This is a genomic window from Microbacterium profundi, from assembly GCF_000763375.1.
Lineage (GTDB): Bacteria > Actinomycetota > Actinomycetes > Actinomycetales > Microbacteriaceae > Microbacterium > Microbacterium profundi.
In genome coordinates, this window is record NZ_JPSY01000001.1 from 1,223,624 (window position 1) to 1,237,243 (window position 13,620).

General features: G+C 67.1%; 14 protein-coding genes and 1 pseudogene. 7 read left to right on the forward strand and 8 right to left on the reverse strand.

What is annotated here, in order from left to right:
* Positions 1 to 193: 193 nt before the first annotated feature.
* The 4 genes and pseudogenes from JF52_RS0105725 (at position 194) to JF52_RS0105740 (ending at position 3,518) form a co-directional block, all read left to right on the forward strand.
* A complete protein-coding gene (locus JF52_RS0105725; protein WP_033105389.1) occupies positions 194 to 1,420 on the forward strand; it encodes an IS110 family RNA-guided transposase in 1,227 nt (408 codons plus the stop codon).
* A gap of 15 nt (positions 1,421 to 1,435) precedes the next feature.
* Positions 1,436 to 2,104: pseudogene (locus tag JF52_RS0105730) on the forward strand (IS30 family transposase); the annotation flags it as partial.
* A 48-nt stretch (positions 2,105 to 2,152) separates the two neighbouring features.
* Positions 2,153 to 3,205 (forward strand): M4 family metallopeptidase, encoded by a 1,053-nt coding sequence (locus JF52_RS0105735; RefSeq protein WP_033105390.1) that lies wholly within the window; start codon positions 2,153 to 2,155, stop codon positions 3,203 to 3,205.
* A complete protein-coding gene (locus JF52_RS0105740) occupies positions 3,180 to 3,518 on the forward strand; it encodes a protealysin inhibitor emfourin (RefSeq protein ID WP_052166784.1) in 339 nt (112 codons plus the stop codon). Before JF52_RS0105735 ends, JF52_RS0105740 begins: the two co-directional genes overlap by 26 nt.
* A 9-nt stretch (positions 3,519 to 3,527) precedes the next feature.
* Here JF52_RS0105740 and JF52_RS0105745 read toward each other — a convergent pair whose 3' ends face one another.
* The gene (locus JF52_RS0105745) at positions 3,528 to 4,613 is read right to left on the reverse strand and encodes a mechanosensitive ion channel family protein (protein WP_084595610.1); all 1,086 of its coding nucleotides are present in this window, start codon (positions 4,611 to 4,613) and stop codon (positions 3,528 to 3,530) included.
* Positions 4,614 to 4,778: 165 nt separating this feature from the next.
* On the opposite strand from JF52_RS0105745, the gene JF52_RS0105750 reads away from it, so the two are divergent.
* A complete protein-coding gene (locus JF52_RS0105750) occupies positions 4,779 to 5,681 on the forward strand; it encodes a VOC family protein (protein ID WP_033105391.1) in 903 nt (300 codons plus the stop codon).
* A 7-nt stretch (positions 5,682 to 5,688) separates the two neighbouring features.
* On the forward strand, positions 5,689 to 5,904 hold the full coding sequence (locus tag JF52_RS0105755; RefSeq protein WP_033105392.1) for a hypothetical protein: 216 nt from the start codon (positions 5,689 to 5,691) through the stop codon (positions 5,902 to 5,904).
* Between the two features lie 100 nt (positions 5,905 to 6,004).
* On the opposite strand, the gene JF52_RS0105760 is transcribed toward JF52_RS0105755, so the two are convergent.
* Positions 6,005 to 7,189 (reverse strand): FAD-dependent oxidoreductase, encoded by a 1,185-nt coding sequence (locus tag JF52_RS0105760; protein ID WP_033105393.1) that lies wholly within the window; start codon positions 7,187 to 7,189, stop codon positions 6,005 to 6,007.
* Between the two features lie 123 nt (positions 7,190 to 7,312).
* On the opposite strand from JF52_RS0105760, the gene JF52_RS0105765 reads away from it, so the two are divergent.
* On the forward strand, positions 7,313 to 8,143 hold the full coding sequence (locus JF52_RS0105765) for a ribonuclease H family protein (RefSeq protein ID WP_033105394.1): 831 nt from the start codon (positions 7,313 to 7,315) through the stop codon (positions 8,141 to 8,143).
* A 25-nt stretch (positions 8,144 to 8,168) separates the two neighbouring features.
* Here the strand turns inward: JF52_RS0105765 and JF52_RS0105770 are convergent, their stop codons facing one another.
* From JF52_RS0105770 to JF52_RS0105795, 6 genes are read right to left on the reverse strand one after another with little or no spacing between them, the layout of a single operon-like run.
* Positions 8,169 to 8,816: a TetR/AcrR family transcriptional regulator gene (locus JF52_RS0105770; RefSeq protein ID WP_200880952.1), complete on the reverse strand. Its 648-nt coding sequence runs from the start codon at positions 8,814 to 8,816 to the stop codon at positions 8,169 to 8,171.
* 7 nt (positions 8,817 to 8,823) lie between these two features.
* Positions 8,824 to 9,798 carry a phosphotriesterase family protein gene (locus tag JF52_RS0105775; RefSeq protein WP_033105395.1) on the reverse strand — a complete coding sequence of 325 codons (975 nt, stop codon included), beginning with the start codon at positions 9,796 to 9,798 and terminating at the stop codon, positions 8,824 to 8,826.
* 9 nt (positions 9,799 to 9,807) lie between these two features.
* Entirely contained in the window at positions 9,808 to 10,842 is a 1,035-nt protein-coding gene (locus JF52_RS0105780; RefSeq protein WP_033105396.1) for a DctP family TRAP transporter solute-binding subunit, read from the reverse strand.
* A complete protein-coding gene (locus JF52_RS0105785; RefSeq protein WP_084595611.1) occupies positions 10,839 to 11,792 on the reverse strand; it encodes a shikimate dehydrogenase in 954 nt (317 codons plus the stop codon). The genes JF52_RS0105780 and JF52_RS0105785 overlap by 4 nt, the downstream gene beginning before the upstream one ends.
* Entirely contained in the window at positions 11,789 to 13,063 is a 1,275-nt protein-coding gene (locus JF52_RS0105790) for a TRAP transporter large permease (protein WP_033105397.1), read from the reverse strand. Before JF52_RS0105790 ends, JF52_RS0105785 begins: the two co-directional genes overlap by 4 nt.
* Entirely contained in the window at positions 13,060 to 13,608 is a 549-nt protein-coding gene (locus JF52_RS0105795; RefSeq protein ID WP_052166786.1) for a TRAP transporter small permease, read from the reverse strand. The genes JF52_RS0105790 and JF52_RS0105795 overlap by 4 nt, the downstream gene beginning before the upstream one ends.
* Between the last annotated feature and the right edge of the window lie 12 nt (positions 13,609 to 13,620).

The window sequence follows — 13,620 nt, forward strand, 5'->3', positions numbered from 1 at the left end:
TGACCCACCATTTGACTGGCGGCTCCCTGGGGTCTGCCTTTAGCGTGATCTGTCTGCCGCGCGCCAGTTGAAGTGTCGGTCGGCCGGGCATGACCTCATAGGAGCGTGACCTCGGACCGGTCTCATCAACGTCTTGTCTGCCCTGCCCGGCCGACACTTCCCATTGTGAAACACATTCGAAGGGAAGTACACGATGCATGCTGGATCGCACGTCGTCGCGGGGGTGGACACGCACAAGGACACCCACTTCGCGGCGGTGATCACCGTCACAGGTCAGCAAGTGGGGGCTGCCGAGTTCCCCGCCACCGAGTCAGGCTACCGGGCGTTGACCGAGTTCATCACCTGCCACGGGCCGCTGCTGCGCGCGGGGGTCGAGGGCACCAACGCCTACGGCGCTGGCCTCTCGCGTCACCTTCGCGAGGTCGGCGTGCCGGTCGTGGAGGTGCTGCGTCCGGCTCGGCAGCTGCGGCGGATGCGCGGCAAGTCTGATCAGATCGACGCCTACGCGGCCGCGCAGATTGCGCTGGCCGACGTGGACACCGTAACCGCGAAGACCAGCGCCGGGACCGTCGAAGCGATCCGGGTGACTTTCGCCGCCCGTCGCAGCGCGATTAAGGCCCACTCTGAGGTGATCACTCAGATCAAGTCGTTACTGGTGACCGCTCCGGAGCCTGTCCGCGCCGAATACCGACACCTGGCCACCGGGCGGCTGATCAGCATGCTGGCGAACTCACGCCCCCGCGTCGGTGACGACGAAGTCGCCGCACGCACCCGCGTCGCGCTCAAACGGCTCGCGACCCGGTGCCGGCAACTGGACGCCGAGATCGACAGTCACGACACCGATCTCCACGACCTCGTCTCGCAGGTCAACCCTGGCATCCTCCAGGTCCACGGCATCGCTGCCACCACGGCTGCGCAACTACTGATCACCGCCGGAGACAACCCCGACCGGATCGGCTCGGAAGCCGCCTTCGCGATGCTCTGCGGCGCCGCGCCGATCCCGGCATCATCGGGCAAGACTAGTCGGCACCGCCTCAATCGCGGCGGCGACCGGCACGCCAACTCCGCGCTGCACCAGATCGCGAAAGTCCGGCTGGGCACCGATCCTGACACGCGCGCCTACGCGGCCAGGCTCACCGCAGCAGGCAAGAGTAAGAAGGACATCCTGCGCTGTCTCAAACGCGCCATCGCCCGACAGGTGTTCCACCTCATCACCAACCCACCGGTGATCGAACACAGCGACGATCTGCGACCGGCCCGTCAGGCACTCGGGCTCACACTCGCGAACGTTGCCGACGCCCTCGGCTGCAGCATCATGAAGATCTCTCAACTCGAACGCGGCACCATCCGCGACGTCCGATTCCTCCGGCACTATCGTGCCTGGCTCACGGCCACACCCGAGCTCCAACTCGCGGCTTGACAAACAATAGGAGCATCAGGCTCGACGCTCTACGCATGGATCTACGCCCCCGAGCAGAAGCACCGACAGCTCTGGCAGTACCTGCCTCGCGGGCAGCGCAAGCGCCGCCGCCGACAGGGCCGGCGGGTGCATTCCGAGCGGATCAAGTGGCGCACCTCGATCCACGAGCGCCCCGCCCTGGTCGAGGACCGTATCGAGTTCGGGCACTGGGAATCCGACAGCGTCCTCGGTCTGCGCGGCACCGGTGGGCTGCACACCACCGTGGAACGCCGCGCCCGGTACCTGCAGGCCGTGAAGATCCCCGCCATCGCCGCCGCGCCCACCATCGACGCACAGCTGAGCGTGTACTCGCCGCTACCCGCCCACGCCGTCCGCTCCGTGACGGCGGACAATGGGTCCGAGTTCGCGTTCCACTACCAACTCGCCGACGCCCTCGCCATCCCGACCTACTTCGCCGACCCGTACTCGGCATGGCAGCGGGGCACGAACGAGCACTTCAACGGCCGCATCCGCAAATACCTCCCGAAAGGCACCAGCTTCGAAGACCTCACCCAAACAGACCTCGACGAGATCGTCACCGAGATCAACAACCGACCCCGCCGAGTCCTCGGCTGGGCAACCCCCGCCGAGATCTTCAACGAACTATGCTCAAGCCAAGCCACACCACGTTGCACCTCGAACTAGAACCCGGGCCTCGTGACAGTGTCTCAACCCCGGCGTATCGTCGCCGGTATGAACGACAGCGCATACGGCATCATCCCGTCATACCTTCTCGCCCGCCTTGCCGAGTCTGGGCGCTTTCCCCGGGCGGCGGATGCTGCGCGCCAGACCCTGCTCGCCGGGCGTCCGACTTTCCGCGCCCGCATCGACCTGTCCATCGACGAACAGGGCGATCTCGTCGCCGAACTGTCGGATGCGCCGAACCGCACGATCAGCGACGCGCAGAACACCGAGACGCTGCCGGGTGTCATCGTGCGCGCCGAAGATGATCCGGCCGTCGACGACGTCAGCGTGAACCAGGCGTTCGACGGACTCGGGGCGACCTTCGAGATGCTGCTCAGCGCGTTCCGGCGCAACTCCCTCGACGGCAACGGAGCTCCACTGGATGCGTCCGTGCACTACGGCACCGACTACGACAACGCCTTCTGGGACGGCGAGCGCATGGTCTTCGGCGACGGTGACGGCGAGGTGTTCCGCGGCTTCACCGGTTCGATCACCGTCATCGGCCACGAACTCGCGCACGGCGTCATCCAGCACACGGCGAACCTCGAGTACCAGGGCCAGCCCGGCGCGCTGAACGAGTCGATCGCCGACGTGTTCGGCGCTCTCACCGAGCAGTACGGCGAAGGACAGACCGCAGACCAGGCGACCTGGCTGATCGGCGCAGGCATCTTCACCGACGAGGTTCAAGGCAAAGCTCTGCGGTCGATGCTCGAACCCGGCACCGCATACGACGACGACGAGCTCGGCAAGGATCCGCAGTCGGCGCACATGAGCGACTTCGTGCAGACGACGGAGGACAACGGCGGCGTGCACATCAACTCCGGCATCCCGAACCGCGCGTTCGCGCTCACTGCGACGGCTCTCGGCGGCAACGCATGGGAGCGTGCCGGCCTCACCTGGTACAACGCCCTGACCGGCACGCTGGCGAGCACGGCGAGCTTCCGGGATTTCGCCGATGCCACGATCGCCGCCGCCGTCGACGACGAAGTCGCAACAGCCACTCGCGCAGCATGGACCACCGTGGGAGTCTTGGATGATGCGCGACGCAGCCCCTCCGAGTGACGCAGCCCCTCCGAGTGATCCGGACGCGGAGCCCGGCTTCCGCATCGTCGTGATCCGCACAGGTGGTGTCGCCGGCATCCGTCGGCGCTGGCATGTAGAACCGCCACGCGACGAGGAGTCGCGCTGGATCGAATTGATCGATCGCTGTCCGTGGGAGGCCCCGGCCCCCACGCCGCCCGGTGCGGACCGGTATGTCTGGAGCATCCGGGCCCGCACCCCCGAGATGCGACGCGAACGCGATCTGCCGGAGTCGGCGCTCGACGGACCATGGCGCCAGCTCGTCGATGCCGTGCGCGCCGCTGCGGCAGACTGACACGGCCGCTCAAGGTGCGGGGCGCGGCTCCAGCATCACTCGGGTGACGGGCAGAGACTCCGGATGCTCCTGCTGCAGCCACGTCATGATCTTCTCCCGCACGAGGCAGCGCAGATCCCACTGGTCGTCAGAGTTCGCGGCCGAGATCTTGAAGCGCAGCGTGACATGGCCGCCTTCGGATCCGGTCACGAGCACGTTCGCCGAGCGCCGGTCCCAGGCGTCTGAGGCCTCGATGATCTCCATGAACTTCTCGCGCACAGCATCCACAGGCACCCGCCAGTCGAGGTCCATGTAGACGGTGCCGAGGATCTTGTCGGATCTGCGCGTCCAGCTCTCAACCGGCTTCGACGTGAAGTACGTGCAGGGCAGGATGAGTCGCCGCTCGTCCCAGATGTAGACGACCACGTACGACAGGTTGATCTCGCCGATGCGCCCCCACTCCCCCTCGATCACGACGACGTCTCCGACACGGATCGCGTCGGTGAAGGCGATCTGCACACCGGCGATGAGGTTGCCGAGCGTCGACTGCGCCGCGAGGCCGGCGATGATGCTGACGACGCCGGCAGAGGCGAGGATGCTGGTGCCCACAGCCCTGACTTCGGGGAACGAGAACAGCACCGCTCCGATCGCGATGATCGAGATCAGGACGACCACGAGACGGTTCAGCACAGTCAACTGGGTCTGGCGCCGTCGCGCCTCAGGGCTGGTCGCGTCGCGCCTGCTGTCGTACTGCATGAGTCGTTCCATGCCGAATGTGACGACCGTCGACAGCAGCCATGCGCCGACGAGCACGACGGCGATCAGCAGGACGCGCTGCAGTACCGGCCACCACGACAGCGCAGACGGAGCGGTGACGGCGCACGTGATCCACACCGCGATCAGGAACGCCAGGATCATCCCCGGCGTGCGGATGCGGCGTTCGAGTTCGCCGATCCAGGCCGAGCGCCCGCGGGCGCGCGCCGCCACGAACCGTACTCCGATGACGACCACCGCCACGATCGCGACAGCGATGAGCAGGGCGACGATCGTCTCCACCCACGCGGCCCAGTCCAGGTTCGAACTGACGGACGCAGTAACGCCGAAGAAAGAAGGCATCGTCCCACCCTAGACAAGGTCGTCGGGCAGTGAGAACCCCCTTGCTTCCGCGGCACCTGCGGCGCACTCTTTATTCGATGAGGGTGCTGGATTCGATGAGGGTGCTGGATTCGATGAGGGCGCGCCGCATCAGACAGGTGAACCGTCCGCAGCAAAGGAGCTGTCATGTCGCAGAAGATCATCCCGAACCTCTGGTTCAACCAGAACGCCGACGAAGCCGGCGCGTTCTACACCGACGTGTTCCCCGGTGCCACGGCGATCATCGGCGCACGGTACCCCGATGACGTGCCCGACTGGCAGGCGGACTTCAGCGGCAAGACCCTGACGGTCGACCTCGTCATCGACGAATACCTGCTCACGTTGATCAATGCCGGAGACGAGTTCCGCCCGAACGCGTCGGTGTCGTTCATGCTGAACTTCGATCCGCTGCGCTTCGACGGCGACCGCAATGCCGCGCGCGCCAGCCTCGATGAGACCTGGGCGAAGCTGTCCGACGGCGGTGCCGTGCGGATGGAACTCGGCGAGTACCCGTTCAGCCCGCGCTACGGCTGGGTCGAGGATCGCTATGGCGTGAACTGGCAACTGCTGCTGGCGAACCCCGAGGGAGAGCCGCGACCGTTCCTGATCCCGCAGCTGATGTTCTGCGGCCCGGTGCAGAACAAGGCGCGCGAGGCGGCGGAGTTCTACACCTCATTGTTCCCGGACGGCGAGGTCGGCTTCATCGCCGAGTACCCGACGCAGACCGGTCCGGCGGATGCCGGCAGCGTGATGTTCGGCGAGTTCCTGCTTGCCGGGCAGTGGTTCTCGATGATGGATTCGGCCGTCGAGCAGGACGTCACATTCGACTGCGGGGTCTCGCTCGAGGTGCGCGTCGTCGATCAGACGGAGCTGGACCGCTACTGGGACGCGCTGACCACCGCGCCCGAGGCGGAGGTCTGCGGCTGGCTCGCCGACAAGTACGGCCTCAGCTGGCAGATCGTTCCGGAGAACATGGGCGAACTCATGCAACGCCCTGGTGCGTACGAGAAGATGATGCAGATGAAGAAGCTCATCATCGCCGACTTCTGAGGACCACATGGGACTTTTCACGCAGAAACCCGACGATCCGGGCCCCTGGGCATCGCTGCCGGGAGAACCGCTGGATCAGGATGCCGTCGACAGGCTCGACGGCGCGGCCACCGTCGATCCGCTCGAGATCGGATTGGGCGCGCAGACCACGTCGATCGTCTTCCCCGTCGCTCCGGTTCTGGAAGAGGGCGCCGAGCCGACCGACGCCGAGCCGGCGGACTGACCGTCCCCGCGGGACGTTGAGCGAGCACACCCCGCGGGACGTTGAGCGAGCGCCAGCGAGACGAAACGCGTTGAGCGAGCGGAGCGAGTCGAAACGATGCTCAGTCGATCGACTCCGGCCGCGCTCCCAGCCCGACGAACCTTCCGGTGAGGTACGTGAGTCGCGGGTGATCACGCAGCATCCGCAGCGGGAACGGCAACGATGCACCCGGTGCACGCGACGCGATCAGCGGGCCCTGCAGCCGTCGCTGCACGAACTGGGTGAGCCGCACCGGCCAGGTGCGGCGGCGCTGCACGCGGCGCAGGTCCTTCGCCCGTGGCGGGCGCGCGCGCAGCACCGGGCCGAGGATGCGAGCAGCGGCGACAGCATCCTGAATCGCGAGATTGATGCCGACGCCTCCCGCCGGCGACATCGCGTGCGCGGAGTCGCCGATGCACAGCATCCCCTCGGCGTACCAGCGGCACAGCCGCTCGAGCCGCACCCGCAGCAGGTGCACGTCGTCGGCCGTGACGGTGGCGACAGCATCCGCCATGCGAGGCGAGATGCGTGCGATGCGTTCGCGCATCTTGACCACGTCGCCGTCGGATCCGGTCCAGGTGCCGGCGGGGATCACGTGCGCGATCTGGAAGAAGTCGCCTCGGTCTATCGTGATGATCATGCCGTCGCCCGCCTGGATGAACGGGTAGACCTCGCCGTCGCGCCTGGTCAGCCGGAACCACAGCACGTCCATGGCGGCGGCGCTGCCGGTCGGAGTCAGACCCGCGGCCGCGCGGATGTCGGAGTCGCGGCCGGATGCGTCGACGACGAGGCGTGCGCGGATGGTGACGTCGCCGTCTGGGCCGGATCCGGTGACGCCCGTGATGCGGGTGCTTTCACGGATGAGCCCGTCGATCCGCGTCGAGCGGAGCAGGCGGAATCCCGGATGCTGCGCCGCTGTGTCTGCGAGCAGGTCGAGGAAGTCCCACTGCGGCATGAACGTCATGACCTTGCGGCGAGTGGGCAGTCGGGTGAAGTCGGCGAGGGTGAGCTCGGTGCCTTGCCAGCTCAGGCGCACGCGGGGCATGTCGTCGTGCGGTCGGGCGAGGAACTCGTCGAGCAGGCCGAGTTCTGCGAGCAGGTCCTGGGTGGAGGGGTGGATGGTGTCGCCGCGGAAGTCACGGAGGAAGTCGGCGTGCTTCTCGGCGACGGTGACCTCGAGACCCTGGCGCAGTAGCAGGAGCGCCATCATGAGCCCGGCGGGGCCACCGCCGACGATCACGCAGTCTGTGTCGATGTGGGTGGTCATGGGTCAACGATCCCTGGTGCGTGCCAGCTGGTCAATCACCACTTCGCACCTGTTTTCGTGTCGTGAATCACGGTGCGGTGGTGGCGATCGAATGGCAGTAGTCATCGCCGTTACGGTTGAAGGATGACGATCATCGCCGCCGCAGACGGCTCCGCCCTGGGCAACCCAGGACCGAATGGCTGGGCCTGGTACATCGACGACGCGAACTGGGCGGCCGGCGGTTCGCCGCACGGCACCAACAACCAGGGCGAGCTGCAGGCCGTGCTCGAGCTGCTTCGGGCGACGGCCGGCACCGACGAGCCGCTGCTGATCATGTGCGACAGCAAGTACGTCATCGACTCGATCACCAAGTGGATGCCGGGATGGAAGCGCCGCGGATGGCGCAAGGCCGACGGCGCCCCTGTGCTCAACCGCGAGCTGATGGAGTCGCTGGATGACGCGATGCACGGCCGCGACGTGAGGTTCGAATGGGTCAAGGGCCACGCAGGCCACGACCTCAACGAGGCCGCCGACGAGCGCGCGAACGGCGCGGCGAGGGCGTATCAGGCGAAGCAGGAGCCGCGACGCGGGCCCGGGTTCACGATGGCGACGGATGCCGGAGCCGCCGTCGCCGCGTCCGCCGCCGTGGCTGCAGGGGCACACCAGCCGGTCCCTGAGCCCGTCGAAGGGCCCGGCACCCCGACCGCACACCCGTCGGTCCCTGAGCCCGTCGAAGGGCCCGGCACCCCGACCGCACACCCGTCGGTCCCTGAGCCCGTCGAAGGGCCCGGCACCCCGATGACGCTGCCGTTGTGGGCCGAGGCATCCGATCTGCTCGATGGTCTCGACGACGCGGCCGATGTCGCTCCGGTCGAGTTGCACGTCACGCTGTCATCCGCCGAGCTGTCGCGCCTCCGCTCCCGAGCCGAGGCACAGGGCATCTCGCTGGAAGACGCCCTGCGGCGCCTGATCTGACCCTTCGACAGGCTCAGGGATCGGATCAGATCTCAGCCGTCAGCCACGCGACCACGACGTCGCCGATCATCGATCGAAAGTGCCCGCGTCGATCCTCTGCGAGCAGGTCGCGATCGAAGAGGTACCCGAAGGTGTGCTGGTTGGCGACCTGGAAGAAGCAGTACGAGCTGATCAGCAGGTGCACGTCGAGCGCGTCGACGTCTGCCCGCACGCTCCCCTCAGCCCGACCTCTCTCGAGCACGGTCTCGAGCACGGCGACCGCCGGCTGATTCACTGTGCGCAGGCCATCGAGTCGCTTGATGAACTCGCCGTGGTGGATGTTCTCGATCGACACCAGACGGATGAAGTCGGAGTGGTTGCGGTGGTGGTCGTAGGTGAGCTCGGCGATCTGCCGAAGCGCCTCCACCGGTGCGAGGTCGCCCGCGTGGATCGACTGCTCCTTCTCGCGGATGCCTCGGTAGGCGTTCTCGAGCACCGCGAGGTAGAGCTGCTCCTTGCCGCCGAAGTAGTAATAGATCATCCGCTTCGTCGTCTTGGTGCGCTCGGCGATCTCGTCGACGCGCGTACCGGCGTAGCCGGATTCGGCGAAGGCCCCGGTGGCGACTTCGAGCAACTCGGCGCGGGTCCGCTCTGCATCGCGCTTTCGCACGACCGGTTCGCTCACTCTGTCCACCCACACATCATGCCCCACCCGCCAGCACTCGCCGCGGATTCACCACCATCAGCTGATGCGCAGTGGCATCGTCCAGGCCGGCTGCGCGCAGCTGCGGCAGCACGCTGTCGAACAGGTGGCCCATGTGCCAGTTCGGCACGTGAGCGGCTCGCCACGAGGGCGGCGTGACCCGGCTGAACACAGCAGCGTCATGCGACAGCACGAGGCGATCCACGTAGCCGGCGTCGAGCAGGGCGAGCAGCATCCGGATGCGATCGGCATCACGGCCGACGTGGTCCATGCCGAAACGATCGAAGCCCAGGTAGGAACCTCGGTCCGCGAGCCCGCGGAGATACGACAGGTCGAGCGAGTCACCGCTGTGCCCGATCACGACGCGATCGAGCGGCACGCCCAGCCGCTCGAGTTCGTCCTGCTGGGCGATGCCGCCGCGGGCCGCGGCATCCGAATGCGTCGTGATCGGCACATCCGTGCGCAGGTGCGCCGTGGCGGCCGCCGTGAACACGCGCTCGACATCGGGGGTCAGCCCCGAGCCGTCCGAGGCGATCTTGATCATCCCCGCGCGCACCTGTGTGCCGGCGATCCCGCGCTCGATGTCTCCGATGAAGAGGTCGACGAGCGGGTCGGGGCCGTCGACGACGAGCCCCGGCCCGTTGAGCCGGAAGTACGGCGGCAGCACGGATGCCGCGTAGCATCCGGTCGCCGCGACGATCTGCACCGGCACCCGGGCCGCCACCTCGGCGACCCGTCGCACGTCCCGGCCGAGGCCGATCACTGTGAGGTCGACCACGGTACGAACACCGCGCTCGTGCAGCGAAGAGAGGGTCTGCACGGCGCGTTCGATGCACGCCTGCTCATCCCATTCCGGATGAGGCATATTGACGTCGAGCTCAGGGTCGGTGACGAAGACGTGCTCGTGGATCAGGGTGATCCCGAGCTCGTCGCCGTCGACCGGACCCGAGAACGTCGGAACCGAACGCGCCATGCAGTCAGCTCACTTCGAGGTCGAGCGGATGGCCTCGTACACCGCGAGCGAGTCGCCCGTGAACGTGCTGGAGAGGTACTCCTCCGCCTTCTCGCTGAAGGCGTCGCGGTCGACGTCCTCGATGACCTCCCACTCGCCGCCGCTGCGCCACTCCTCGAGCACCGCTTCCTCTTCTTCGATGACACACGCGGTGACCTCGGTGACGGCCTCCTCCGTCGCGGCGGTCAGGGTCTCCTGCTGCTCGTCACTGAGCTCGTTCCAGATCGGGCCCATGATGACGAGGTTGGTGTTCAGTTGGTGCGAGCTCAGGCTGACGTAGTCCTGCACCTCTTTGAGGTTCGAGGCCACGATGTTGGTGATCGGGTTCTCCTGACCGTCGACCGTGCCCTGCTGCAGGGCGAGGTAGAGCTCCTCGTATGCGACCTCGGTCGCGGTCGCGCCGAGGGCCTTGGCGTTCATGAGGAACTGCGGGGATCCGGGGAAGCGCATGCGCAGTCCCTCGAGATCCTCCGGCGTGCGGATGGCGGTGTTCGCGGTGAACTGGCGGGCCCCGGCCGACCAGGCACCGAGGGTGTGCACGCCGGACTCCTCTTCGAACGCCTCGGTGACCGTGTCTGAGGCATCGCTGGCCATGAAGGCTGCGAGGTGATCGGCGTCGTCGAACGCATAGGCCGCATCGAGCACGCTGATCGGCTCGTAGACGGCACCGAGCGCGGACGCGCCCTGGATGTCGATGTCGATGTCGCCCGAGGCGACGGAAGCGATGCGATCGGCGTCGCCTCCGAGCTGACTGGACGGGAAGATCTCGATCTCCAGTCCGACATCGGCGGCGGCGACCTCGTCGGCGATCACCTGCGCACCGCAGCGGTGCTGCGGCTGGTCTTCGTTGTAGCTGTGGGCGAGCGTGAGCTTCTGCGTCGCCCCGGCGTCTCCGCTGTCGCCGGTGGTGGCGTCGCCTCCGGCGCCGGAGCAGGCGACCAGCATCATCGCTGGTGCGGCGGCAAGGGCGATCCACATCGTTCGCCGCGTGCGTCGTGCGTTCATCGATTCTCTCCTCTTTCTGGTGCTGTTTCGGGTGTTGCGTCTGGTGATGTCGGGTGGGGCGTCGTGGTCGCCTCCGCGGCGACAAGATCGTCGAGATCGTCGAGCATCGCTCTGCGGTCGGCGCGCTGCCCCGTGAAGATCTCGAAGGCGTCGGCGGCCTGGTGCATCGCCATGCCGAGTCCCGACATGGTGCGGATGCCGCGGGCGCGAGCCGCCTGCAGCAATGCGGTGTCCGCCGGTCGGTAGACGATGTCGGCGACGCGGATGCCGTCGGGCAGCATCGCGCTCTCGAACGGGGTGCCGGGGTGCGCGGCCATGCCCACCGGTGTCGCGTTGACGATCAGGTCGGTGTCGGCGATGAGGCCTGGCAGCTCGTCGATGTCGGCCGCGCGCACTTCCGCGGTGGTCAGCTCGCGCACCTGACCGGCGAGCAGGTCGGCGCGCTCTCGCACCTGGTCGATGAGCACGAGCTCCGCGATCGGATGCTGCGCCAGCGCCGTGGCGACGGCAGAGCCCGCGCCTCCCGTGCCGAACAGCACGACCCGTCGCAGTCGCTCGTCGCCGAAGGCGTCTTTCAGAGCGGCCGCGAAGCCTGTGACGTCGGTGTTGTGGCCGATGGCACCGGCATCCGTGAACACGACCGTGTTCACCGCGCCCACGGCACGCGCGCTGTCACTGAGCCCGTCGAGCAGCGGGATGATCGCCTGCTTGACGGGATGTGTGATGTTCAAGCCGTTGAATCCCAGCCGACGTGCGGAGGCGAGCAGGGTGCGCAGCGAAGCGGTCGTGCCTTCTTCCGGGGCGAGATCGATCGTGCGGTACACGTAGTGCATCCCGTGCCTGGCACCCTCGAATTCGTGCATCGGCGGCGTGAGCGATGGCGTGACACCCTCGCCGATCAGGCCGATCAGCACGGCCGGCCGGCGTACGAGCGCAGTGGCGAGCGTCACAGTCCCAGCACCCCCGGCAGCCACATCACGGCGCTCGGGAACGCGATAATGAGCACGCAGATCACGAGCAGCGGGATGATGAACGGCAGCGAACCGCGGAACACCTCTCCGATGCGGGTCTTCGACACCGCCGCCGTCACAAACAGCACGGTTCCCACCGGTGGCGTGAGGAGGCCGATCATGAGCGAGAGGATCATGAGCACGCCGAGCACGATCGGGTCGACGCCGATCGTGTTCCCGATCGGAAGGATGATCGGCACGGTCAGCACGAGGATCGCGGTCGCGTCGATCACGGTCCCGAGGATCAGCATGAGCACGGCGACGAGGATCAGGAAGACGGTCGGGCTATCGCTGATCGCGAACACCAGCTCGGTGAGCATCTGCGGCAGACGCTCCTTGGCGAGGATGTAGCCCAGCAGCGATGCCGAGGCGACGATGATCATGATCGACGCTGTCGTCGTCACGGTCTCGGTGAGCGCCTTGATGAAGCTCTTCATGCTCAGCGAGCGCTGCAGCAGCCCGACGAGGATGATGTAGACGACTCCGACCGCTGCGGCTTCGGTGGGAGTGAAGAATCCACCGAGGATTCCGCCGAGGATGATGATCGGTGCGATGAGCGGCAGCAATACGCCCTTGGTCGACGCCACCAGTTCCGCGCGATCGAATCGCCCCTTCTTCACGTTGGGCATGCGCTTCACGAGCACCCACACCACGATGCACAGGCCGAGGGCCATGAGCAGGGCGGGGATGACGGATGCTGCGAACAGCGCTCCGGTGGAGACAGCGGCGAGTCCGGCATAGATCACGGCGGGAATGCTCGGCGGCATGACGGGCGCGATGAGCGCGGAGGTCGCGGAGATCCCGGTGGCGAAGCGGCGGCCGTAGCCGGCGCGGATCATGGCGGGGATCTGCACCTTGCCGAGTGCTGCGGCATCGGCGACGGCCGACCCGCTCATCCAGGCGAAACCGACGCTGGTGCCGATGGTCACGTAGCCGAGGTTGCCGCGGATGTTCGCGAGCCCGGCCTGGGCGAATCGGAACAGCCGGTCGGCGATCCCGGCGTGGTTGGCGAGCGCACCGAGGAAGATGAACAGCGGCACGGCGAGCAGCGGGAAGCTGCTGGCGGCGTTGGTCACCGTGCGCAGGGCCATGCCGAGGGACTGACCCTCCATGGCCATGTACACCAGCGACGGTCCGAGGAAGGCGAACGGCACCGGCACACGCAGTGCCAGCAGGAGGGCGATCGCAAGAGCGAGGAGTATCAGAGTCACAGTCCTGCCACCTCGACCTGGTCTTCTTCGATGTCGGCGGCTCTCGGGCCGTGCAGCGCGACGTCTGCGGCGGACAGCAGAGCGCGGATCGTCGTGCTCACGGTGCCGATCAACACCGGGATGTAGACCCATGACATCGGCAGACGCAGCACGGGAGACTTCACGATCCCCTGCGTGGAGATGAGCGCCCAGGCTTCGAGCGACAGGCCGATGCCTGCAGCGGCGACCACCAGCAGCGCGAACACCTGGATGATGCGCACGATCATCGGGTTGCGGATCGAGTCGGCGAGCTCGAGGGCGATGTGCCCGTTGCTCGTGACGAGGATGCCCATCGCGGCGAAGGTCGCCCAGAGCAGCGCGAAGCGGGCGAGTTCGCCGGTCCACGCGAGGCTCTCGAACGGCAGGTAGCGCTGCAGCGCCTGGTAGAAGACCAGGACGAGGATCATCATCACGGCGACCGCGCCGATGGTGACCTCGATCACGGTGATGATGCGGGCCAGCCGGCGCAGGATGCCGGTGGCGGGAGGTTGCTCTTGTGGGGTCACGAGACGCCTTTG

Excerpts from the sequence above, each read along its gene's own strand:
- JF52_RS0105745 (WP_084595610.1), bottom strand. The coding sequence starts at position 4,613 with ATGCCTTCTTTCTTCGGCGTTACTGCGTCCGTCAGTTCGAACCTGGAC.
- JF52_RS0105750 (WP_033105391.1), top strand. The coding sequence starts at position 4,779 with ATGTCGCAGAAGATCATCCCGAACCTCTGGTTCAACCAGAACGCCGAC.
- JF52_RS0105775 (WP_033105395.1), bottom strand. The coding sequence starts at position 9,798 with ATGGCGCGTTCGGTTCCGACGTTCTCGGGTCCGGTCGACGGCGACGAG.
- JF52_RS0105740 (WP_052166784.1), top strand. The coding sequence starts at position 3,180 with ATGCGCGACGCAGCCCCTCCGAGTGACGCAGCCCCTCCGAGTGATCCG.
- JF52_RS0105735 (WP_033105390.1), top strand. The coding sequence starts at position 2,153 with ATGAACGACAGCGCATACGGCATCATCCCGTCATACCTTCTCGCCCGC.
- JF52_RS0105725 (WP_033105389.1), top strand. The coding sequence starts at position 194 with ATGCATGCTGGATCGCACGTCGTCGCGGGGGTGGACACGCACAAGGAC.
- JF52_RS0105760 (WP_033105393.1), bottom strand. The coding sequence starts at position 7,189 with ATGACCACCCACATCGACACAGACTGCGTGATCGTCGGCGGTGGCCCC.
- JF52_RS0105755 (WP_033105392.1), top strand. The coding sequence starts at position 5,689 with ATGGGACTTTTCACGCAGAAACCCGACGATCCGGGCCCCTGGGCATCG.
- JF52_RS0105765 (WP_033105394.1), top strand. The coding sequence starts at position 7,313 with ATGACGATCATCGCCGCCGCAGACGGCTCCGCCCTGGGCAACCCAGGA.
- JF52_RS0105780 (WP_033105396.1), bottom strand. The coding sequence starts at position 10,842 with ATGAACGCACGACGCACGCGGCGAACGATGTGGATCGCCCTTGCCGCC.